Raw genomic sequence first — 20,548 nt, 5'->3', positions numbered from 1 at the left:
ACTCGATACCGAGTGGTGGATATTTAGTAACAGTCGGGTGAGAGCGGGCCATGGACGACCTCCTCAGGGAATTTATTACTGAGACGAATGAAAGCCTAGATGTCGTTGACGTTGAGCTTGTCAAGTTCGAGCAAGAGCCGAACAATGCGACGATCCTCAACAACATCTTTCGTCTGGTGCACACGATCAAAGGCACTTGCGGCTTCCTCGGTCTTCCCAGGTTGGAAGGTATCGCTCATGCGGCCGAGACGCTTATGGGGAAGTTCCGGGAAGGTGTTCCGGTTACTCCGGATGCTGTTTCTCTGATCCTCAGTTCCATTGATCGGATTAAGGACATCATCAACGAGCTCGAGCAGCTCGAAGGTGAAGAGCCTGCTGGTGATGACAGTGATCTGATCGCTGAACTGGTGCTCATGTCGACTAGTGCCGATGCGCCTGCCCCTGTTGAAGAGGTGGTTGAAGAGGTAGCTGAGCCTGAGCCCGAGCGGGCCTTGCGACCTGGCGAAGTTTCACTCGATGAACTGGAACGTGCGTTCCGGGAGACGGAAGTCGAAGTCGAGACAGCTGAACCGGAGATCGTGGAAGCGCCTGTCGCTCAACCGGAACCTGCTGTTGCTGCTGCTCCTGCAAAGGAAGCAAGCAAACCAGTAGAAGCTGCCCAGCCTGAAAAGGCTGAAGCAAGCGAGAAGAAGAGTCCTTCTGTTTCAAACCAGTCGATCCGCGTTGCCGTGGATACACTGGAGCATCTGATGACGATGGTCTCCGAGCTGGTGCTGACACGTAACCAGCTTCTGGAAATCGTTCGTCGTCATGAAGACAGCGAGTTCAAGGTGCCACTGCAGCGCCTGTCCAATGTGACAGCCGAGCTGCAGGAAGGTGTCATGGCAACACGCATGCAGCCAATCGGCAACGCCTGGCAGAAACTGCCGCGTATCGTTCGTGACCTCGGTCAGGAACTTGATAAGCCGATTGAACTGGAAATGATCGGCGCCGAAACCGAGCTGGATCGCCAGGTTCTTGAGATGATCAAGGATCCGCTGACCCATATGGTTCGCAATTCCGCCGATCACGGGCTGGAAATGCCCGCTGAGCGGCGAGCAGCCGGCAAGCACGACAAGGGCACGATCACCCTGGCTGCCTATCATGAAGGCGGGCACATCATCATCGAAGTTCGTGATGATGGGAAGGGTCTCGACGTTGAGCGGATCAAATCCAAGGTCATCGAACGCGGTCTTGCTACCGAGGCCGAAGTCGAGAAGATGTCGGATGCCCAGATCCACAAGTACATCTTTGCTGCTGGCTTCTCGACCGCGGCACAGGTGACGAGTGTTTCCGGTCGTGGCGTCGGCATGGATGTTGTGCGCAACAACATCGAGTTGATTGGCGGTACCGTTGATCTGCGCTCTACGCAGGGCAAGGGCACCAGCTTCATCATCAAGATTCCGCTGACGCTGGCGATCGTCTCCACACTGATCGTGGAAGCCGCAGGCGACCGCTTTGCAATTCCTCAGCTCTCCGTTGTCGAACTGGTTCGGGTTCAGATGAACTCCGACCACCGGATCGAACGGATCAAGGACACACCCGTCCTGCGCTTGCGGAACAAGCTTTTGCCGCTGGTCCATCTGTCCCAGCTTCTCGGCATCTATGAAGGCGAGGACGTGGAAAAGGCAATCGACGATGACAACGGCTTTATCGTTGTCATGCAGGTCGGCAGCCAGACATTCGGGGTCGTGGTTGATGGGGTCTTCCACACGGAAGAAATCGTCGTCAAGCCGATGTCGACCATGCTCCGGAACCTGACCATGTTCTCCGGTAACACCATTCTCGGTGATGGCTCGGTGATCATGATCATTGATCCGAATGGTGTGGCCAGTGCCATGGCAAGCCATGCTTCCAGCTCCGTCTCCGAACAGATCGAGGAAGAGGCCGAAGAAGCAAACCGCAAGGCCATGAACCACAATTCGACCATATCGCTGCTGCTGTTCCGCGCTGGTGCGCCGGAGCCGAAGGCGGTGCCGTTGTCACTGGTTACACGCCTGGAAGAGTTTGAGGTCTCCAAGATCGAACGCTCCAACGGTCGGGATCTGGTGCAGTACCGTGGCGCCCTGATGCCGCTGGTCTACGTCAACTCCGGCGATCAGCACAAACTGGAAGGCACGCAGCCGATGCTGGTGTTCTCCGACAGTGGCCGTTCGATGGGGCTGGTTGTCGACGAGATCGTCGACATTGTGGAAGACCGCATGAACATCGAGGTCGGTTCCGACCGCCCGGGCATCCTTGGCTCTGCAATCGTCAAGGAACGTGCGACGGAAATTCTCGATCTGGGCTTCTATCTGCCACAGGCATTCGAAGATTGGTTCATGCGCAAGGAAATGGACATCCAGGCGCTTACCAAGACCGTTCTGTTTGTCGATGACAGCTCCTTCTTCCGCAACATGTTGTCCCCGGTACTCAAGGCTGCGGGTTACGATGTGACGACCTGCAACTCTGCAGGGGAAGCGCTCGAGCTTCTGGAGAACGGTGCCAAGTTCCACGCAGTGGTCAGCGACATCGAGATGCCGCAAATCAACGGCTTCGAGTTCTGTGAAGCTCTGCGACGGGATCCGCGGTTCCGCAACATGCCGGTGCTCGCTCTGTCCGCCATGGTCACGCCTGCCTCGATTGAGCGCGGACGCCAGGCCGGCTTTGACGACTATGTAGCCAAATTCGACCGTCCTGGTCTGATTGCGGCGCTGAAAGATGTGTTCTCCGGAGAGATGGGAGTAGCAGCATGACCGCTCTGGATATGTCCGTAACCAACACAAGCAGTGACTCGATCCAATACGTCACCGTTTTGATTGGTGGACAGCTCTTCGGTTTGCCGATTTCCCAGGTTCACGACGTTTTCGTGCCGGAAAGTGTTACTCGGGTACCTCTTTCGGCACCCGAGGTCGCGGGAGTTCTGAACCTCCGCGGGCGCATCGTCACGGCAATCAACATGCGCCGTCGTCTGCATCTTCCTCCTTTGAAGGAAGGTCACATGATGGCCGTCGGGATTGAATACAAGCACGAATCCTATGGGCTGATGATCGACAGTGTCGGCGAAGTCCTGAACCTTCCGGCCAGCTCTGCTGAGCCGAACCCATCCAACCTGGACAAGCGCTGGGCTGAAATTTCCGGCGGTGTTCATCGGCTGGATGGGAAATTGATGGTGATTTTGGATGTGGCGCGGTTGCTGGGTGCAATGTTCACCGAACCGATGGTCGCTGCCTAACGCAGCGATCGGCCCGTGCTCTAAGGGGAGAAATGATCATGAAACAGTGCCTTGTGGTGGACGACTCGAGCGTCATCCGGAAAGTCGCTCGGCGTATTCTTGAAGATATGAACTTCGAGATTGCCGAAGCAGAGGACGGACAGCAGGCGTTGGAGCATTGTCGCAAAACAATGCCGGACGCGATTCTGCTGGACTGGAACATGCCGGTGATGGACGGGCTGGAGTTTCTGACCAGCCTTCGCAATGAAGATGGTGGCGATCGTCCGATCGTCGTGTTCTGCACCACCGAAAATGATGTTGCCCACATTGCCCGCGCCATCCGCGCAGGTGCAAACGAATACATCATGAAACCATTCGACCGGGAAATCGTGGAAGCCAAGTTCCAGGAAGTTGGTCTTATCTAATCGCTTTGGCCACTGTAATAAAAAGATATGGATCTGGCTGATGGCTGTTGCACAAACGAACTACCCGGGGTCTTCCCCCGGTACTGACCCCATCAAGGTTATGGTTGTTGACGATGCAGTCGTCATCCGTGGACTGCTCAGCCGTTGGCTGGATGCGGATGAGGGACTGAAGGTTGTCAGCTCTCAAAGAAATGGCAAGCTCGCGGTCGACGATATCGAACGCAGCAATCCAGACGTCGTGGTTCTCGATATCGAGATGCCCGAAATGGATGGAATGACAGCGCTGCCGCTGATGCTGGCGAAAAAGCGGGATCTGGTGGTCATCATGGCCTCCACGTTGACACGCCGGAACGCTGAAATCAGCTTGAAAGCCCTGTCGTTGGGTGCGGCAGACTATGTGCCAAAGCCTGAATCCAATTCAGAGGTCACCACATCGGTCGACTTTCGGCGTGAACTGATCGAGAAGGTCAAGGCTCTGGGTGCGCGCACCCGGCGCATGCGTGCTCCTGTGCGCTCCATGCGCGCGGAAACCTCTGCCGGACGGGTGAATTCCCAGGCGCCGGTCGGAAGGCTCTCAGCGGCTCGTGAAACGCTTCGTGGGACGTCGTCAGCCGCGCCTGTGCCGGCTCAGGCGAAGTCCTTCACGCTTCGGCCCTACTCCAGCGCACGGCCGCGCATTCTGGCGATCGGTTCGTCCACCGGTGGTCCACAGGCTCTGCAAAAGGTCATGCGCGAGATCGGCTCTGCCGTTCATGACATCCCTGTCGTGATTACGCAGCATATGCCGCCAACCTTCACTTCCATTCTGGCCGAGCACGTCGGCAAGGCGGCGCTGCGTCCTTCGAAAGAAGGCGTAGACGGTGAGGTGTTGCGTCCTGGCGAGATTTACGTGGCGCCGGGCGGCAAGCACATGATTCTGGAGAAGGACGGCGGTGCCGTCAAAATCCGGCTGACGGATGGCGCACCGGTCAATTTCTGCAAACCTGCCGTTGATCCGCTGTTTGACAGCGTGGCGAAGGCATTCGGTTCCGCCACACTCGGCCTGATCCTGACGGGGATGGGCCACGATGGTGCGGCCGGCGTGAAAACCATCGCTGCAGGCGGCGGAAGCATTATTACTCAGGACGAAGCCTCGAGCGTCGTCTGGGGAATGCCGGGCGCTGCAGCTAATACCGGGATGTGCAGCGACGTGTTGCCTTTGGATGAAATTGGTTCGAAAATTATACGGATACTCAAGGGGAACCTGAGATGAGCCCTAGTGAGTTTGAGTTCCTCAAGAAGTTTCTGAAAGACCGCTCCGGTCTGGTTTTGTCGAATGACAAACAGTATCTGGTCGAGAGCCGACTGCTGCCAATCGCACGCACTTCGAAGCTGGAAACACTCAGTGCCTTGATCCAGCTTGTTCAACGCGGTGGACAGCGTCAGTTGGAAATTGATGTTGTCGAGGCGATGACAACGAATGAGTCGTTTTTCTTCCGGGATAAAACGCCATTTGATCATTTCAATGAGACGATGCTTCCCGCTCTGCTTCAGTCGCGCTCCTCGCAGCGCAACCTGAAAATCTGGTGTGCGGCGGCCTCTACAGGGCAGGAGCCATATTCCCTTGCTATCTGCCTGAAGGAAGCGGCTGCCAAGATGGGCGGCTGGCGCACCCGCATCGTCGGGACCGATCTTTCCCAGGAAGTTCTGGAGAAGGCGAAAGCCGGACTGTACAGCCAGTTCGAGGTTCAGCGCGGTTTGCCGATTCAGATGCTGCTCAAGTACTTTGAGCAGAAGGGTGACATGTGGCAGATCTCACCGAGCCTTCGGGCCATGGTGGAGTGGCGCAAACTCAACTTGCTGGAGAATTTCAACCATCTGGGCGAGTTCGACATCCTGTTCTGCCGCAATGTGCTGATCTACTTTGATCAGCCGACGAAGGTGGAAATCCTCAACCGGTTGGCGAAGATGCTGCCGGAGGATGGTTACCTGGTTCTGGGAGCAGCGGAGACCGTGGTTGGCCTGACCGATGCGTTCCAGCCTGTCGCTGGCAAGCGTGGGCTGTTCCAGCGCAAGTCTGCTGCGTCGAGTCTCGGGAAGACCTCTGCCCGTCCGCTGTTTGCGAGCTCGGGAACCGGCCGCTAGTCGCGCCGCGTTCAAAGATCCTGATTCTTAAAAAAGCCGGCCTTGTGTCGGCTTTTTGTTTGTTTGACCTCAGCCTCGAGGGGCCTCAGTAGCAGACATCCGATTTTCGCTTACGTCGCGATGATGTGAAGAGGGAAGGGCGTTGTCATCCTGCAAGAGGCTTTCCCGTCTCCAAGTCTGCCCCATATAACTATTTGGATACCGTATTCTGTCATTCCAGCCTCAGCTTTTTTGCTGGGGTTGCGGTTTGACGGACCTGTTGGCTTGAGCTCCAGAAGGGGCAAGCCGGATTAACCGAACTACATGTGAAAGGGATTTTTGCGATGAGTGGATTGAAGACAGAGCTTTCCCGGCGTGCTGCCCTTGGGGCTGGTGCCTTGACCATTGGCGGGCTGACCGCGGCCGCCTCTGGGGTTCGACCAGCGTTTGCAGCCAATCAGGAGAGTTCCAAGGCAATGATACCGTTCTCCCGCTATCAGCTGGGCAAGTTTGAAATCACCACGCTGCTCGATGGCGCAGGCGTGTTTGAAGAGCCGCAGAAAACCTTTGCCATGAATGTGCCAGAGGACGAGTTCAAGGAAGTGACCCTCGGGAATTTCCTTCCGGTCGACAGGTTCAAGAACTTCTTCACGCCGACGGTCGTCAATACGGGTTCTGAGCTGATCCTGTTCGACACGGGCAATGGCGCCGGAGCACAGCCGGATCGTGGCAATCTGGTGTTGGCGCTGGAGTCTGCGGGGTATTCCGCTGACGACATCGATGTGGTGGTTCTGACCCACATGCATCCGGACCACATCAACGGTGTGATGACCGGCGACGCGCCGACATTTGCGAATGCGCGGTATGTGGCAGGCTCAAAGGAATACGATGCATGGTCGGGGATGGACCCAGCCACGAATGGCGCGGCCAAGATCTTTTCCGAGAAAGTGAAGCCACTGGCCGACAAGACGACCTTTGTTGAGGATGGTGGCTCTGTTGTCTCCGGCATTACCGCGATGAGTGCCTTTGGTCACACGCCGGGCCATCTGACCTTCATGCTGGAGAGCGATGGCGCGCAGCTGTTGCTGGCGGCCGATACGGCCAATCACTTCGTCTGGTCGCTCGGCTATCCCGAGTGGGAAGTGCGCTTCGACATGGACAAGGCTGCGGCTGCTGCGACACGCAAGAAGGTGTTCGGGATGCTGGCTGCCGAGAAGATCCCGTTTATCGGCTATCACATGCCGTTTCCGGCCGTAGGCTTCGTAGAGAAGCGGGAGACTGGTTTCCGCTATGTGCCGGAGACCTATCAGCTGGATCTGTAACGGGCATTGAGATCGTTTCGAAAGGCCGGGGCTTAAATGGCTCCGGCCTTTTGTCGTCAGTGGGCTTAGCCCCAGGATACCAGCAGCGCGCCGCCGGTGATCATCGCGACGCCTGCCCAGGCGCGTGGGCTGAGTGTCTCGCCTAGAAAAAGCGACGCAAGGACGGCCACAAAGACGACGCTCATCTTGTCGATAGGTGCGACCTGCGAGGCCGTCCCGATTTTCAGTGCGCGGTAATAGCAAAGCCACGATGCGCCGGTGGCAAGGCCGGAGAGAATCAGGAAGATGGCACTGCGTTGGGTGATCTGCTGGGTGTCGCGCAATTCACCTGCGGCGAAAGCGATCATCCCGGTGAGCAGCAGGATCACGACGGTCCGGATGAAAGTTGCGAGGTTGGAGCCGATATCGGTGACGCCGACTTTGCCCAGTACGGCTGTCAGGGCGGCGAAGACTGCAGCCAGAATGGCCCAAAGTTGCCAGCTTTCCTTCATGTCGATCCTCTCGTTGCTTTCTGGAGGCATAAAAAAACCCCCGCCGAAGCAGGGGTCCTTTAATTCGCTCAGGCGCTGCCGTTAGGCAGCGACTTCGACTTCCGGTTCGCGCAGCACATAGCCACGACCCCAGACTGTCTCGATGTAATTCTTGCCGGAGGTCGCTGCTGCGAGCTTCTTGCGAAGTTTGCAGATGAAGACATCGATGATCTTCAATTCCGGTTCGTCCATACCGCCGTAGAGGTGGTTGAGGAACATTTCCTTGGTCAGCGTGGTGCCCTTTCGCAGCGAGAGGAGTTCCAGCATCTGGTACTCCTTGCCGGTCAGATGCACACGCTGTCCGCCCACTTCAACGGTCTTGGTATCAAGGTTCACCTTGAGGTCACCAGTGACAATGATCGACTGGGCATGGCCTTTGGAGCGGCGCACGATAGCGTGGATGCGCGCCACCAACTCGTCCTTGTGGAACGGTTTGGTCATGTAGTCGTCAGCACCGAAGCCGAGACCACGAACCTTGTCCTCGATCCCGGCATTGCCGGAAAGGATCAAGATCGGAGTCTTTACCTTCGAAACGCGAAGTGTGCGCAGAACCTCATAACCGGACATGTCCGGTAAGTTGAGGTCCAGCATTATGATGTCATAATCGTACAGCTTGCCGAGGTCGATACCTTCCTCGCCAAGATCTGTCGTGTAGACGTTGAAGTTTTCAGACTTCAGCATCAGCTCAATGCTCTGTGCTGTAGCGCTGTCATCTTCAATCAACAATACACGCATGCCAATCCCCTTGTGTTGCCTTTCCTGGGCAAGTCGCAACGGCTCTGTCGGTGCCTGCTACGAAGGACTGCGTCTAACCCCGACTCAAAGCTAAGAGAGTTATGGTTAACAAAATCTAATTCGTAGCGGCAAGCTCTGAGTTAACGAATCTGTGCACAATCTCTAAGTCTCTGAAAAGCAGGCAAATATTGCCTAGTTTCGAGCTTAAAGTGGTACATTAAAAAGCCACCCTAAGTGACTCCCTTCAGATTCGTTTCCAAAAAGCCGTTATCGACCTTCAAATGGCTCTCGCCTGTCAACGATCCCTTCATTAAGATTAAGCAGAGATGTAAACGATAGGTTACCAAACGGCCGATCTTTCGAAAGGAATTTAATTTGAAGTCGCTTTTTGCCGAAATTGATTCGTTGATGGCGACCGAAATTTACGGCCGAGTGGTCGCCGTGCAGGGGCTCCTTGTTGAAATCGCCGGGCCGATCCACGAGATGAGCGTTGGCTCCAGATTGATGATCGACAGCGGGGAAGGAAACTTGCCGGTTCCGGCTGAAGTCGTGGGTTTCCGTAACGAAAAATGCCTGTGTATGCCGTTTTCGGGGCTGGAGGGTGTACGTATGGGCTGCAAGGCAGTGATCACCGCTCGTGAGAGCGTCGTTCATCCCGCAAATGGCTGGCTAGGGCGGGTTATCAATGCCCTTGGGGAACCCATCGATGGTAAAGGAGACCTTCCCGGTGGCGGAACGCCTCGCAAATTGAGAAGTAACCCTCCTGCGGCCTCTGAACGGGCGCGCGTGGGCGGTCCGCTCGATCTCGGCGTGCGAGCGCTTAACACTTTCGTGACCTGCTGCCAGGGGCAGCGCATGGGGATCTTCGCTGGATCAGGTGTGGGTAAGTCCGTTTTGATGTCGATGCTGGCACGCAATACGGATTGCGATGTCTCCGTAATCGGTCTGATTGGCGAACGTGGCCGCGAGGTCCAGGAATTCATCGAAGACGATTTGGGTGAAGAAGGGCTGGCACGCTCGGTTGTTGTCGTTGCAACGTCTGATGAGAGTGTGCTGATGCGGCGCCAGGCTGCCTATCTGTCCATGACGGTTGCTGAACATTTTCGCGATGAAGGGCAGAGTGTTCTCTGCATGATGGATTCGATCACGCGATTTGCGATGGCGCAGCGGGAGATCGGTCTGTCCGTCGGTGAGCCGCCGACCTCCAAGGGCTATACGCCGACCGTTTTCACCGAGCTGCCGCGTCTGCTGGAGCGCGCAGGTCCAGGCAAAGTTGGCAAGGGGACGATCACGGGTCTTTTCACCGTGCTGGTGGAAGGTGACAATCACAACGAGCCTGTTGCCGATGCCGTACGTGGAATCCTGGATGGCCACGTGGTGATGGAGCGGGCAATCGCAGAACGTGGTCGCTATCCCGCTATCAACGTGCTCAAGTCGGTGTCTCGCACCATGCCGCGCTGTGTGCCTGACGATCAGCTTCCGGTGCTGAGAAAGGCACGGCAACTGATGGCGACGTTCTCGGATATGGAAGAGCTGATCCGGCTTGGGGCCTATCGGAAGGGCTCTGATCCGACTGTTGATGAAGCGATCCACAGGCACGAGCCGCTGGAAGCGTTTTTGACACAGGGAAAGGACGATTCCACATCACTTGAGAACGGTTATTCTCAACTTGCCAACCTTTTGGAAATGACTCCGGGTTAAGGTGACTTTGCAAGGGGAGTATTGAGTTATGAAAACCCGTGAGAGTCTCATCCGCCTGAAGCGTTTTCAGGTCGATGACAAACGACGCCAGCTCGGTCAGATTGAATCGATGATTGCGGAATTCAACCGCATGGCCGACGAGCTGGACGATCAGATCAAAAGCGAACAGGAACGTGTCGGGATCACCGACGTGGGGCATTTTGCCTACCCAACCTTTGCCAAGGCTGCGGCGACCCGACGCGATAATCTGAAAAATTCGGCGCACGAGCTGCATGATCAGCAGGAGCGTGCCCGGGACGAGCTGAATGAAGCGATTGAAGAGCTGAAGAAGTTCGAACAGCTGGAAGAGCGTGATCAGCAGCGTGAGCGCACGGCTCAGGAAGTCGCTGAGCAGGAGCAGCTGGACGAAATTGCCGGCAGGGCTCATGCACTGAAATAATCTGGAAGGACTCAACCTGGGACCTTCCAGTTCCCCTAAGCTGACTTTTTGTATTTTACCGGACGTTGCGATGGCTTTCCAAAAGCCGATTCTGGAACGTTTCGGTTGGGATGAGCAGTCTTTCTGGCTGCCGGTCTCCTGTAACCTCCGCACCTTTCTTGAGTATTGAGACGCTTTTTCCTCCAGGTTTTTTTGGGCCTGGCTAGGCGGGACTGTGCTGTCGGCAGCTGTGTGCTAGTTTGGCTTTTCTTGCTGGTTTGACTAGCTGTTGAAAGGCCCGACTGGCTAATGCGTTTTCTTCTGTCCGCCCTGTTGCCGATGGCCGTGTTCTCGTTTGCTTTGGGGATCACGCAGCCACTCCTCAGGTTCGAGCGGCTTTATTTTCTGGAAGATCGACCGTCGCTGATCGAGATGATTGCGGGGCTTTGGCAAGGGCAGGAATTTGTCTTGGCCGGAGTTGTTGCGCTGTTCTCGCTTGGCCTGCCCGGACTAAAACTACTGGTTTTGCATCTGGCGGTGCTGTCGGGGCGAGGAAGCCGCTCGTTGGCTGTTCTTTCCGTTGTCGGCAAGTGGTCGATGCTTGATGTGATGCTGGTCGCACTGGTGGTGTTTGCTGCCAAAACGTCGGGGCTGGCGGCGGCGAATGTTTTGCCCGGCTTGTGGTTTTACGCCGCTGCGGCCGTTGCGACTGCCCTAGCGGCGCATCTATGCCGAAAGTGAGCCCACGGGATGTCTCAGAGTGAGCTGATCTTGCGGTCCGGGCCGCGCTGGCGCTTTCGCTTCATTGGCCGTCTTGCTGAAAAGCTGACGTCGTCCGCTGCATCTGGCGAGACGGGGTCTGACGCCAAAAGGTCCGCGTAGGCATCGATCCATCTTTCAGCCTGAGACATGGGAATGCGCAGGCTGGTGCCGCGCGCCCTTGCGATTGCATTGAAAGTCGATTGCTTGAGCTTCAGCGCTTTGGCCACCTCGATCACCAGGGCCATGTTGCCGCGGAAGATGGCATCGCGAACGTCCCGCTGACCGGCCTTGCTCAGATAGGCAAGCAGTTCGGCCACACTGTTCAGGCGGTTGTCCATCAACATGACGAGGATGAGATCGTCGAGACCTATCCGGTTGCGCTCGGCAAAGCTCCACAACAACGTGATGTCATGGATGTCAAGTTTGCTGCCATGATCGCGCCGCAGGTCTCGCAGGCGGGCCACAGATTCCAGATCTTCCGCGTTCATGGCACCGGTGATCATGCCTTCCAGACGCTCTCGGGCGGTGGGGCTGACGTATGGCAGCAGCTGCTTGCAGCTTGCTGGCGGCAGATCGCCACGCAAAGTGAGGTCCTCGCGCAGAACGGCGTCGCTGAGGGCATATTTGATCAGAGTCTTGATGGTGTCACGTGACAAGCGGATGTGGCGATTTCCGGCGAGGAGGCGTCGAACTGTTTGCCGACCACGAGATACCAGAATGTCGCTGACGGGCGTGCCAAGATCCCGACGTCGGGCCAGAAACTGAAGGTAAGGCTCACTCATGGTCTCGGCCAGGTCCATGAGCATATGCTCATCCAGAACCGGTGAGTGCTCCAGAATCGGTTGGGCGATGATGATGGGTTCATGGGCCAGGTGTTTTGCCAGTGGAACCGGAGTGCCGGCATACTGGGCGAGTTTGCGCGAGAGCTTGAGCTGATCTGTGGGCGCGCTGCGGGAATACAGAAGCAGTGCTATCTCGCAGAAAAAGTCTTTTTCTCGGTCTGAGACATCGGATTTTCGCTGCAGCAGAATGTCGGAAACATCGAGTAAGACTGACCCCCAGACTTCCTTGGAGGCGCTTTTGTTCAATTTTTTCAAGGAAGTCAGCATCGAAAATTCCAAAAAGCGATTTCCACGAGCACTTCGTCATCCTCAATATAAACTGTCAAAATAAAAGGAAAGTTACTCGCATTTCTGCCAAGTTCGGTCGTCAGAACCCTTGCAATCTGCTGGCACACATGGAACTCCCTAGGGAACCTCCAGCAGGCAGTTTCTGGTCGCGTTTACGAGCGTGTGCCCGGCACTCCGTTGGTACTTTTAAAAAATAACGAGGTACGTGATGTTAACCGGAAAACATTTGATCGATGGCGCATGGGTTGAAGGTGGAACGACGTTCCAGACAGTCGCACCTGCAACCGGTCAGGTACTTCAACAAGCTGTTTTTGATGCAGACGAAGCAACCGTTGCCAAGGCAGCAGAAGCGGCGGAGCGTGACTTCGTTGCTTACAGCAGCAAGAGTGCAGGCGAGCGCGCTGCGTTCCTGCGCGCTATTGCCGATGAAATCGAAGCGCGTGGCGCTCAGCTGACCGAAACCGGCTCGCAGGAAACGGCGCTGCCGGAAGCTCGCCTAAACGGTGAGCGCGGCCGGACGACCGGCCAGCTGCGGATGTTCGCGGACTGGATCGAAGAAGGCACCTGTTTCGATGCGCGCATCGATCGTGCAATGCCGGACCGCCAGCCGCTGCCGCGCCCTGACCTGCGCCTTACACTGCGGGCCATCGGGCCGGTCGGCGTGTTCGGGGCGTCCAACTTCCCGCTCGCCTTCTCGACAGCCGGTGGCGATACCGCATCGGCGCTGGCAGCAGGTTGCCCAGTGATCGTCAAGGGGCATCCGGCCCATGCCGGCACCGCGGAAATCGTTGCCGATGCCATTCGCGCTGCGATCGAGAAGACCGGTATGCCAACGGGCACCTTCGGTCTCGTTCAGGGCGCCAGTATCGCGTCCGGATCTGCTCTGGTGAAACATCCGCTGATCAAGGCTGTCGGCTTTACCGGTTCGCTGCGTGGCGGTCGCGCGCTGTATGACCTCGCGGTTTCGCGTCCCGAGCCGATTCCGTTCTATGGTGAGTTGGGCTCCGTCAATCCGACGTTCCTGATGCCGGCAGCACTTGCCAGTCGTGCCGAGGAAATCGGCAAGGGCTGGGCCCAGTCGCTGACCATGGGCGTTGGCCAGTTCTGCACCAATCCGGGCCTGGTCGTCGTTCGCGACGGCAAGGGCGTTTCCGAATTCGTCGCTGCGGCTTGTGAAGCACTCGGCAGCGTTCCTGCCCAAACCATGCTGACCGCCGGTATCGCCAAGGCCTATCGATCGGCAGTGGCGGAGCGCAAGGCGTCCGGCAAGGTCGACGTGAAGGTTGCCGGCACGGATGCTGGCGACTGTGACGTGGCACCGGTGGTGTTTGAAACCACTGCGGCTGTCTATCTGCAGAACCCGGACTTGCATGACGAGGTTTTTGGCCCGGCGGCGGTCGTGGTGAAATGTGCCAATGAAGCTGAAGTGGCCAAGGTCGCTGCAACTCTCGAAGGTCAGCTGACCGCCACTTTCATCATGGACGATGAAGATCTTGGTGCCGTGCAGCCGCTGCTGCCAATCGTCGAGCGCAAGGCGGGGCGACTGATCCGCAACGCCTATCCGACCGGCGTGGAAGTCAGCCATGCAATGATGCACGGTGGTCCTTACCCGGCCTCGACGGATGTGCGGTCAACGTCTGTCGGCACAAAGGCAATCGAGCGTTTCCTGCGCCCGGTTTCCTATCAAAACTTCATGCAGGACATGCTGCCGGACGCCGTGAAGGACGGGGTCAAGACCCCGGTTCTGGACAACGGCAAGCACGCCTGAGATTTGAGAAGCTGAGTGAAGGAAGGCGGTCTCTGACCGCCTTCCTTTTTTGTATCGAGGCTTTAAAGTCCTCTGATGGAAGGAACCGGTCCATGGAGTGATGCGTTCCATCCCGGGCTGTTTTGCACAACTTCAGCCCAACCTTTAAAAGACCAGACCGATCAGGGACCCCCGGATGCTTCCCAAACGCCTGCTGCCCATCCTATCTGCTTTTCTTTGCGCGTTTTTATTCGTCAATCTTCCGTCTTCCCAGGCACAGATGATCCCGCTTCAGGGGCTTATGTCTTCTTCTTCGGGAAATGAAGACACTGCAAACTCCGAGGAACAGGGGGCGATGGAGGCAGGCGCGCAGGACGCGGCGCAGACGTTGATCAAGCTCCTGGAAGACCCTCAGGGCCGTCAGGCCTTGATCGAGGCGTTGCGAAAGTCGGACGGCGAGACAGCGCCTCAGGGAGCGGAGCAGACCGATACACCTCCTGCTGAGAGCCAGTCTGCGGGGGCAGCAGGTACTGCATCGGCAGCGGAAAATGTCGATGATAGTGACCCGCCCCTGGCAGTTGTCCTGGGAAGCTATACCCGGCTGATGCTGGATGAAGGCTGGACTGTTGTCGGTCGGGTTCAGCACTTCATGCGCGGCTTTCTGCTGATTGCCCAGGGCGACGTAACCCTGCGCTGGAGCCGGTTCTCCGATGCGTTGTGGCAGGTCGTGCAAATCATCGCGGCGGCTTCGCTCAGTTTCTGGGTTCTGCAAAGATTGGTTGCGGTGCTGTATCGCAAGATCGCTCCCAAGGGTGTCGGGCGCGGGATTATCTGGCGCTTGAAGTATCTGGTGCCGCTGACGCTTCTGGATGCGCTGACTCTGGCGCTTGCAACGCTCGTAGGTGTGACCGTCGCCTTCTATCGCGAATTCGAGCTGAACACGGAGCTGACCAATTTCCAGACGTTTGCTCTGAATGCGTTCTTTTTGACCCATCTGTTCGTTATTGGATTGCGCCTGATCTTTGCGCCGGCCCGGTCCGGGCTGCGTTTGCTGCCTGTCCAGGACAGCACGGCAACCTATTGGAGCCGTCGCCTCGTCGCCGTCACTTTGTGGTTGGGCTATGGCGTCATGCTGGCGGTGCCGATTGCCAATGTCGGCGTGTCCTTTGTCGTTGGAAATACCGTCAAGTTCGTCGTGGTCTTCGGCGTGGTGATCTATCTGCTCGGTCTGATCCGCAGCAATCGCGGGCCGGTGCGACGCGGCATGAAAGCCTATGCGCAAAATATGTCGAGCGAGATTGCCTCGCGGGCACTGGATGGGGTAGCGCGGATCTGGGATCTGCTGGCAATGCTTTATGTGCTGACCGTGTTCGGCATCTGGCTGTCGCGTCCGCTTGATGCTTTCACCATCGCCATTCAGTCGACAGGATTGACGCTTGTCACCGTTGCAGCCGGTTTCCTGCTTTCGGCTGTGGCAACGCGTGCAATTGTCGGCGGGGTTCGCTTGCCGGAGGAACTTCGCGTCAAGCTGCCCGCCCTGCAAGGTAGGATCAATGCCTTCGTGCCGCGTATCCTCAAGATTTTCCGGTTCCTGGTGGCGTTGGTAACCATCCTGTTGCTGCTGGATATCTGGGGTGTCGTGTCATTCATCTCCTGGGTGTCGAGCGCCGGCGGGCAGCTTTTCCTGGGGCGTTACTTCTCGGCCTTCCTGGTGGTGATCGTCGCTTTCTGCATCTGGCTGGCGGTGATGGCCTGGATCGATCTGCGTCTGCGGGAACACTCCGGCTATGTGGTGACGGCTCGGGTGAGGACGCTGTTCCAGCTGTTCCGCAATGCCTTTACAGTGATCATTCTGGTGATGGGCACGCTTTTGTCCCTGTCGGAAATCGGCGTCGATATCGGGCCGTTGATCGCTGGTGCCGGTGTCGTCGGTCTGGCCATTTCGTTCGGTGCGCAAACGCTGGTGAAAGACATCATCACTGGAGCCTTTATCCAGATTGAAAATGCCATCAACGAGGGCGATGTGGTGACTGTCGGCGGAACCACCGGTGTGGTCGAACGGCTGACAGTCCGGTCGGTGCGGTTGCGCGATCTTGATGGGGTTACCCACATTGTGCCGTTCTCTGCTGTCGATACCGTTTCCAATTTCATGCGGGACTTTGCTTTCCACGTCGCCGTAATCGGGGTGTCCTACGACACGGACATCAAGCAAGCAAAGGCAGCCATGACAGAGGCCTTCAACCGCTTGAAGGCGAGTGAGCTTGGGGTCTCGATCCTGGAGGACCTGGAAATGCACGGGGTGACGGAATTTGCCGACAGCTCTGTCAATATTCGGGCGCGGATCAAGACGTTGCCGGGCGATCAGTGGAGCACCGGACGCGCCTACAATGAGTTCGTGAAGGAGGTCTTCGACGAGCAGGGAATCGAGATCCCGTTCCCGCAGGTAACTTATCACTCAGGAATGCCGCCGGCTGTGGTCGAGAGCTCTTCGAAAATGGCCAAGGCGCATGACGATGTGGACATGGGCGAGAGCGATGCGGCACCAACAGGCGCCCAAAGCAAGCCTGATACGGACATGCCCGACGGCTCAGAGGATTGAGCGTCTGAGCCTCGTCCGGTCTGAAAAGATGATAGTGAAGTGTGAAAGGCGACCCCGGGGTCGCCTTTCGTTTATGCGTATTCGAAAGAATTGTATTTCGATTGGTTTCGTAATAGCTTCGTTTTTCTGGATTGAGTGGCGGCTTTCAGGGCTTTGGTTGGCTACGCGCCAGTGCGATGAGGTTTTGGTGTTGACCTGAGGATGCTCTTGCGTGGGCAGCCCTGGTCGCCGCATAGATAGACGAGGTCAGGAACCGGCGGACACGGGAGAGGACGCCGGTTTCTTCAAGAACAACAAGATTGATTGGGAGGAACCAATGGCGGGATTCATTCTAGCCATCGATCAGGGGACGACCTCGAGCCGGGCAATCGTATTCGACAAGAATATGGAAAATTGCGGTGTCGGGCAGGAAGAGTTTCCGCAGCACTTTCCGCATTCCGGCTGGGTGGAACATGCGCCGGATGATCTCTGGCAAAGCACGCTTCGGGTCTGTCGTGCCGCGTTAGAGGCCGCAAGCCTCGAAGCGAGCGAAATCTCAGCTATCGGCATTACAAACCAGCGTGAAACCGCTGTGGTTTGGGACCGTAAAACCGGCGAGCCCGTCTACAACGCCATTGTCTGGCAGGATCGCCGCACGGCGGCCTTTTGCGAGAAGCTTCGTCAGGATGGGCGCGAGCCCCTGGTGTCGGAAAAGACCGGGCTGCTGCTTGATCCTTATTTCTCCGGTACCAAAGTTGCCTGGGTCCTCGACAATGTGAAGGGCGCGCGGGCGCGCGCGGACGCTGGAGAACTGGCGTTCGGCACGGTCGACAGTTGGTTGATCTGGAACCTCACCAAGGGGGCGAGACACGTCACCGATGCCACCAATGCCTCGCGAACATTGCTCTTTAATATTCACAGCAACAGCTGGGACGAAGAGCTCTGCGGATTGCTTGGCGTTCCAATGTCCCTGCTGCCAGAGGTGCTGGACAGCGCTGCGGACTTCGGTACCAGTGTCGAGAGCCTGTTTGGCGCGCCCTTGCCCATTTGTGGTGTTGCGGGCGACCAGCAGGCTGCCACCGTGGGGCAGGCGTGTTTTGCGCCGGGCATGGTAAAATCGACATACGGAACCGGGTGCTTTGCACTGCTCAACACGGGCTCTGAACCGGTTGCCTCAAGCAATCGGCTTTTGACCACCATTGCCTATCGGTTGAACGGTGAGACGACCTATGCTCTGGAAGGCTCGATCTTCGTGGCGGGTGCTGCGGTCCAATGGTTGCGTGACGGGCTTGGAGTGATTGGAGCGGCGAGTGACACGCAGGCTCTGGCCGAACAGGCCGCTGATCGTGATCCGCTGTATCTCGTGCCGGCCTTCGTCGGGTTGGGGGCGCCGCATTGGGATCCGGACGCACGTGGCGCGGTTTTCGGACTGACCCGCGACAGCGGCCCGTCGGACTTTGCAAGGGCTGCGCTGGAGAGTGTTGGCTATCAGACACGGGATCTGATCGACGCCATGCAGGCCGACTGGGCTGCGGACGGTGAGACCGTCTTGCGGGTTGATGGTGGTATGACGGCGTCGGATTGGACCATGCAGTTTCTCTCCGACATTCTGGCTGCTCCCGTGGACCGTCCGGAAGTTCTGGAGACCACGGCACTAGGGGCTGCCTGGCTTGCAGGCCATCACGTCGGAGCCTGGCCGGGGATGGAAGAATTTTCCTCCCACTGGCGCTTGCAGAAACGCTTTGCTCCAGGGATGCTGCAGGATAAGCGGGAGAAGCTGCTCAAGGGGTGGCGAGAGGCCGTTTCCAGAACCCGGAAATCGCTGTTTTAAACACCGAAAAACAAGTGCCCTTTCGTCATGTTTGAGACAAAAGCAGTGGCGGCGGAAGGTACTTGGCTGGAAAGTGTTTCCTGATATATCTGCAGGCTCGCTCTAGGAATGGTTTTGCGTTGGGTAAACCCTTTGAACTTTTTGAATATCTCAATGGCAGGAGTGCTGAGAAAGAAATTCCCTGAATCAACAAAATTAGGAATGTTTCGCCTATTGATTTAGGCGAAAAAACGGACTTAGTGTGGCGTGCCCGGGTAAGAAAGCTGCCCTCAACTGGAGCGGCGCTCCGGGCGTTTCATCAAGGGGAGAACAGTTTGATGAATACTCGCAAGTCCCTAAAGGCCGCCCTTCTCGGTGTCAGTCTGGCCGTGATCGCTGCATCCGGCGCATCCGCCAAGACGCTGGTTTACTGCTCAGAAGGTTCGCCAGAAGGTTTTGATACCGCGCTCTACACCGCCGGTACGACATTCGACGCTTCTTCCAAGCCTCTGTACAACCGCCTTGTCGAATTCAAGCGCGGCACGACTGAAGTGCAGCCTGGCCTGGCCGAAAGCTGGGATGTTTCCGAAGATGGTCTGGAATACACCTTCCACCTGCGTGAAGGCGTCAAGTTCCATACAACCAGCTTCTTCACGCCGACGCGTGAGCTCAACGCTGATGACGTCATCTTCTCGTTCGAGCGTCAGCTGGATTCATCCAGCCCTTGGTATGAGTACACACCAGGTGCTGCTTGGGAATATTTCAACGGCATGTCAATGCCGGACCTGATCAAGGAAATCGTCAAGGTTGACGACTACACGGTCAAGTTCGTGCTGAACCGTCCGGAAGCTCCGATGATCGCCAACCTGGCAATGGACTTCGCTTCCATCTTGTCCAAGGAATACGCGGACACGCTGGATGCATCCGGCACCAAGGAAATGTTGAACCAGGAGCCTGTTGGCACCGGTCCGTTCTCCTTCGTCGCTTATCAGAAAGATGCGGTCATCCGCTATGCAGCGTTCGCTGACTATTGGGATGGCAAGCAGCCGATCGACGACCTGGTCTTTGCCATCACTCCTGATGCAGCCGTCCGTCTGCAGAAGCTGAAGGCTGGCGAATGTCATGTGATGCCTTACCCGGCACCGGCCGACATTGCGTCCATCCAGGCTGACGACAGCCTGTCGATTGAAGAGCAGCAGGGTCTGAACGTCGGTTATCTGGCGTATAACACCCAGATGGCACCGTTCGACAAGCCTGAAGTTCGCAAGGCTCTGAACCATGCGATCAACAAGCAGGCCATCCTGGATGCCGTGTTCCAGGGCTCGGGCATTGCTGCCAAGAACCCGATTCCGCCGACGATGTGGTCCTACAACAAGGCTGTTGAAGACGACGCCTTTGATCCGGAACTGGCCAAGAAGATGCTGGCTGATGCCGGCGTTGAAAACCTGTCCATGAAGATCTGGGCAATGCCAGTTCAGCGTCCGTACAACCCGAACGCACGCCGCATGGCGGAAGTGCTTCAGGCTGACTTCGCTGAAGTTGGTGTTGAGGTCGAGATCGTTTCCTACGAATGGGGTGAGTATCTCTCCCGCTCGAAGGATAAGGACCGTGATGGTGCCGTGCTCCTGGGTTGGACCGGCGATAACGGTGATCCCGACAACTTCCTTGCCGTTCTCCTTGGCTGTGATGGCGTTGGTGGTTCCAACCGTGCGCAATGGTGCAACGACGAGTTCGAAGCTCTGATCCAGAAGGCCAAGGTTGTCTCCGACAAGGCTGAGCGCACCAAGCTTTATGAAGAAGCTCAGGTTGTGTTCAAGCGTGAAGCTCCTTGGGCAACCATCGCTCACTCCACGGTCTTCATGCCGATGTCGTCCAAGGTTTCGGGCTACGTCATGGACCCGCTGGGTGGTCATTGGTTTGACGGCGTGGACATCGCGGAGTAAAAGCTCCCCCAAATTGGACGCCGGCGAGATCCTCGCCGGCGTTCTTCCTTTTACAGCCGGCGGAAACCCTAGGTAGATCTTACGGGTTACGCTGGTTATTCGTATCCGGACC

16 protein-coding genes are annotated in these 20,548 nt (G+C 57.0%); 13 read left to right on the top strand and 3 right to left on the bottom strand.

The genetic code is table 11. The annotated features are described in order from the left end of the window. Positions 1-50 precede the first annotated feature (50 nt). The 6 genes from J0X15_RS16780 (at position 51) to J0X15_RS16755 (ending at position 7,082) form a co-directional block, all read left to right on the top strand. Positions 51-2,774: a hybrid sensor histidine kinase/response regulator gene (locus tag J0X15_RS16780; RefSeq protein ID WP_206943212.1), complete on the top strand. Its 2,724-nt coding sequence runs from the start codon at positions 51-53 to the stop codon at positions 2,772-2,774. After that, positions 2,771-3,253, top strand: coding sequence for a chemotaxis protein CheW (locus J0X15_RS16775; RefSeq protein WP_206943210.1), 483 nt, complete (start codon positions 2,771-2,773; stop codon positions 3,251-3,253). Before J0X15_RS16780 ends, J0X15_RS16775 begins: the two co-directional genes overlap by 4 nt. 38 nt (positions 3,254-3,291) lie before the next feature. Next, the gene (locus J0X15_RS16770; protein ID WP_206943208.1) at positions 3,292-3,657 is read left to right on the top strand and encodes a response regulator; all 366 of its coding nucleotides are present in this window, start codon (positions 3,292-3,294) and stop codon (positions 3,655-3,657) included. Positions 3,658-3,697: 40 nt separating this feature from the next. Beyond that, a complete protein-coding gene (locus J0X15_RS16765; protein WP_206943207.1) occupies positions 3,698-4,909 on the top strand; it encodes a protein-glutamate methylesterase/protein-glutamine glutaminase in 1,212 nt (403 codons plus the stop codon). After that, positions 4,906-5,781, top strand: a complete 876-nt coding sequence (locus J0X15_RS16760) for a CheR family methyltransferase (protein WP_206943205.1) — start codon at positions 4,906-4,908, stop codon at positions 5,779-5,781. Before J0X15_RS16765 ends, J0X15_RS16760 begins: the two co-directional genes overlap by 4 nt. Before the next feature lie 323 nt (positions 5,782-6,104). Beyond that, positions 6,105-7,082 (top strand): MBL fold metallo-hydrolase, encoded by a 978-nt coding sequence (locus J0X15_RS16755; RefSeq protein ID WP_206943203.1) that lies wholly within the window; start codon positions 6,105-6,107, stop codon positions 7,080-7,082. 65 nt (positions 7,083-7,147) lie between these two features. Here J0X15_RS16755 and J0X15_RS16750 read toward each other — a convergent pair whose 3' ends face one another. Both J0X15_RS16750 and ctrA read right to left on the bottom strand, forming a co-directional pair. Then, the gene (locus tag J0X15_RS16750) at positions 7,148-7,603 is read right to left on the bottom strand and encodes an EamA family transporter (RefSeq protein ID WP_408015352.1); all 456 of its coding nucleotides are present in this window, start codon (positions 7,601-7,603) and stop codon (positions 7,148-7,150) included. Positions 7,604-7,654: 51 nt separating this feature from the next. Next, positions 7,655-8,347, bottom strand: a complete 693-nt coding sequence (gene ctrA / locus J0X15_RS16745) for a response regulator transcription factor CtrA (protein ID WP_206943201.1) — start codon at positions 8,345-8,347, stop codon at positions 7,655-7,657. A gap of 375 nt (positions 8,348-8,722) precedes the next feature. Here ctrA and fliI point away from each other — a divergent pair, with 375 nt between their 5' ends. The 3 genes from fliI (at position 8,723) to J0X15_RS16730 (ending at position 11,207) form a co-directional block, all read left to right on the top strand. Beyond that, entirely contained in the window at positions 8,723-10,048 is a 1,326-nt protein-coding gene (gene fliI, locus J0X15_RS16740; protein ID WP_206943199.1) for a flagellar protein export ATPase FliI, read from the top strand. A gap of 28 nt (positions 10,049-10,076) precedes the next feature. Then, entirely contained in the window at positions 10,077-10,487 is a 411-nt protein-coding gene (gene fliJ / locus J0X15_RS16735; protein WP_206943197.1) for a flagellar export protein FliJ, read from the top strand. Positions 10,488-10,775: 288 nt separating this feature from the next. Beyond that, on the top strand, positions 10,776-11,207 hold the full coding sequence (locus J0X15_RS16730) for a paraquat-inducible protein A (RefSeq protein WP_206943195.1): 432 nt from the start codon (positions 10,776-10,778) through the stop codon (positions 11,205-11,207). Between the two features lie 14 nt (positions 11,208-11,221). Here the strand turns inward: J0X15_RS16730 and J0X15_RS16725 are convergent, their stop codons facing one another. Further along, positions 11,222-12,337 carry a DUF2336 domain-containing protein gene (locus tag J0X15_RS16725; RefSeq protein WP_206943193.1) on the bottom strand — a complete coding sequence of 372 codons (1,116 nt, stop codon included), beginning with the start codon at positions 12,335-12,337 and terminating at the stop codon, positions 11,222-11,224. A 229-nt stretch (positions 12,338-12,566) separates the two neighbouring features. Between J0X15_RS16725 and J0X15_RS16720 the strand changes: the two genes are divergently transcribed. From J0X15_RS16720 to J0X15_RS16705, 4 genes are all read left to right on the top strand, one after another. After that, positions 12,567-14,126 (top strand): aldehyde dehydrogenase (NADP(+)), encoded by a 1,560-nt coding sequence (locus J0X15_RS16720; RefSeq protein ID WP_206943192.1) that lies wholly within the window; start codon positions 12,567-12,569, stop codon positions 14,124-14,126. Between the two features lie 280 nt (positions 14,127-14,406). Further along, positions 14,407-16,704 carry a mechanosensitive ion channel domain-containing protein gene (locus tag J0X15_RS16715; RefSeq protein WP_206943190.1) on the top strand — a complete coding sequence of 766 codons (2,298 nt, stop codon included), beginning with the start codon at positions 14,407-14,409 and terminating at the stop codon, positions 16,702-16,704. Between the two features lie 316 nt (positions 16,705-17,020). Beyond that, the gene (glpK, locus tag J0X15_RS16710) at positions 17,021-18,514 is read left to right on the top strand and encodes a glycerol kinase GlpK (protein WP_206943181.1); all 1,494 of its coding nucleotides are present in this window, start codon (positions 17,021-17,023) and stop codon (positions 18,512-18,514) included. A gap of 317 nt (positions 18,515-18,831) precedes the next feature. After that, entirely contained in the window at positions 18,832-20,436 is a 1,605-nt protein-coding gene (locus tag J0X15_RS16705) for an ABC transporter substrate-binding protein (RefSeq protein ID WP_206943172.1), read from the top strand. Positions 20,437-20,548 lie beyond the last annotated feature (112 nt).

The sequence above is a fragment of the Roseibium limicola genome (assembly GCF_017313085.1).
Taxonomy (GTDB): domain Bacteria; phylum Pseudomonadota; class Alphaproteobacteria; order Rhizobiales; family Stappiaceae; genus Roseibium; species Roseibium limicola.
This window is presented reverse-complemented; position numbering and strand designations above follow the sequence as displayed.

What these genes read in the sequence shown, in the direction of transcription:
- J0X15_RS16780 (WP_206943212.1), top strand. Translation starts at nt 51, where the DNA reads ATGGACGACCTCCTCAGGGAATTTATTACTGAGACGAATGAAAGCCTA.
- J0X15_RS16775 (WP_206943210.1), top strand. Translation starts at nt 2,771, where the DNA reads ATGACCGCTCTGGATATGTCCGTAACCAACACAAGCAGTGACTCGATC.
- J0X15_RS16770 (WP_206943208.1), top strand. Translation starts at nt 3,292, where the DNA reads ATGAAACAGTGCCTTGTGGTGGACGACTCGAGCGTCATCCGGAAAGTC.
- J0X15_RS16765 (WP_206943207.1), top strand. Translation starts at nt 3,698, where the DNA reads ATGGCTGTTGCACAAACGAACTACCCGGGGTCTTCCCCCGGTACTGAC.
- J0X15_RS16760 (WP_206943205.1), top strand. Translation starts at nt 4,906, where the DNA reads ATGAGCCCTAGTGAGTTTGAGTTCCTCAAGAAGTTTCTGAAAGACCGC.
- J0X15_RS16755 (WP_206943203.1), top strand. Translation starts at nt 6,105, where the DNA reads ATGAGTGGATTGAAGACAGAGCTTTCCCGGCGTGCTGCCCTTGGGGCT.
- J0X15_RS16750 (WP_408015352.1), bottom strand. Translation starts at nt 7,603, where the DNA reads ATGCCTCCAGAAAGCAACGAGAGGATCGACATGAAGGAAAGCTGGCAA.
- ctrA (WP_206943201.1), bottom strand. Translation starts at nt 8,347, where the DNA reads ATGCGTGTATTGTTGATTGAAGATGACAGCGCTACAGCACAGAGCATT.
- fliJ (WP_206943197.1), top strand. Translation starts at nt 10,077, where the DNA reads ATGAAAACCCGTGAGAGTCTCATCCGCCTGAAGCGTTTTCAGGTCGAT.
- J0X15_RS16730 (WP_206943195.1), top strand. Translation starts at nt 10,776, where the DNA reads ATGCGTTTTCTTCTGTCCGCCCTGTTGCCGATGGCCGTGTTCTCGTTT.
- J0X15_RS16725 (WP_206943193.1), bottom strand. Translation starts at nt 12,337, where the DNA reads ATGCTGACTTCCTTGAAAAAATTGAACAAAAGCGCCTCCAAGGAAGTC.
- J0X15_RS16720 (WP_206943192.1), top strand. Translation starts at nt 12,567, where the DNA reads ATGTTAACCGGAAAACATTTGATCGATGGCGCATGGGTTGAAGGTGGA.
- J0X15_RS16715 (WP_206943190.1), top strand. Translation starts at nt 14,407, where the DNA reads ATGTCTTCTTCTTCGGGAAATGAAGACACTGCAAACTCCGAGGAACAG.
- glpK (WP_206943181.1), top strand. Translation starts at nt 17,021, where the DNA reads ATGGCGGGATTCATTCTAGCCATCGATCAGGGGACGACCTCGAGCCGG.
- J0X15_RS16705 (WP_206943172.1), top strand. Translation starts at nt 18,832, where the DNA reads ATGAATACTCGCAAGTCCCTAAAGGCCGCCCTTCTCGGTGTCAGTCTG.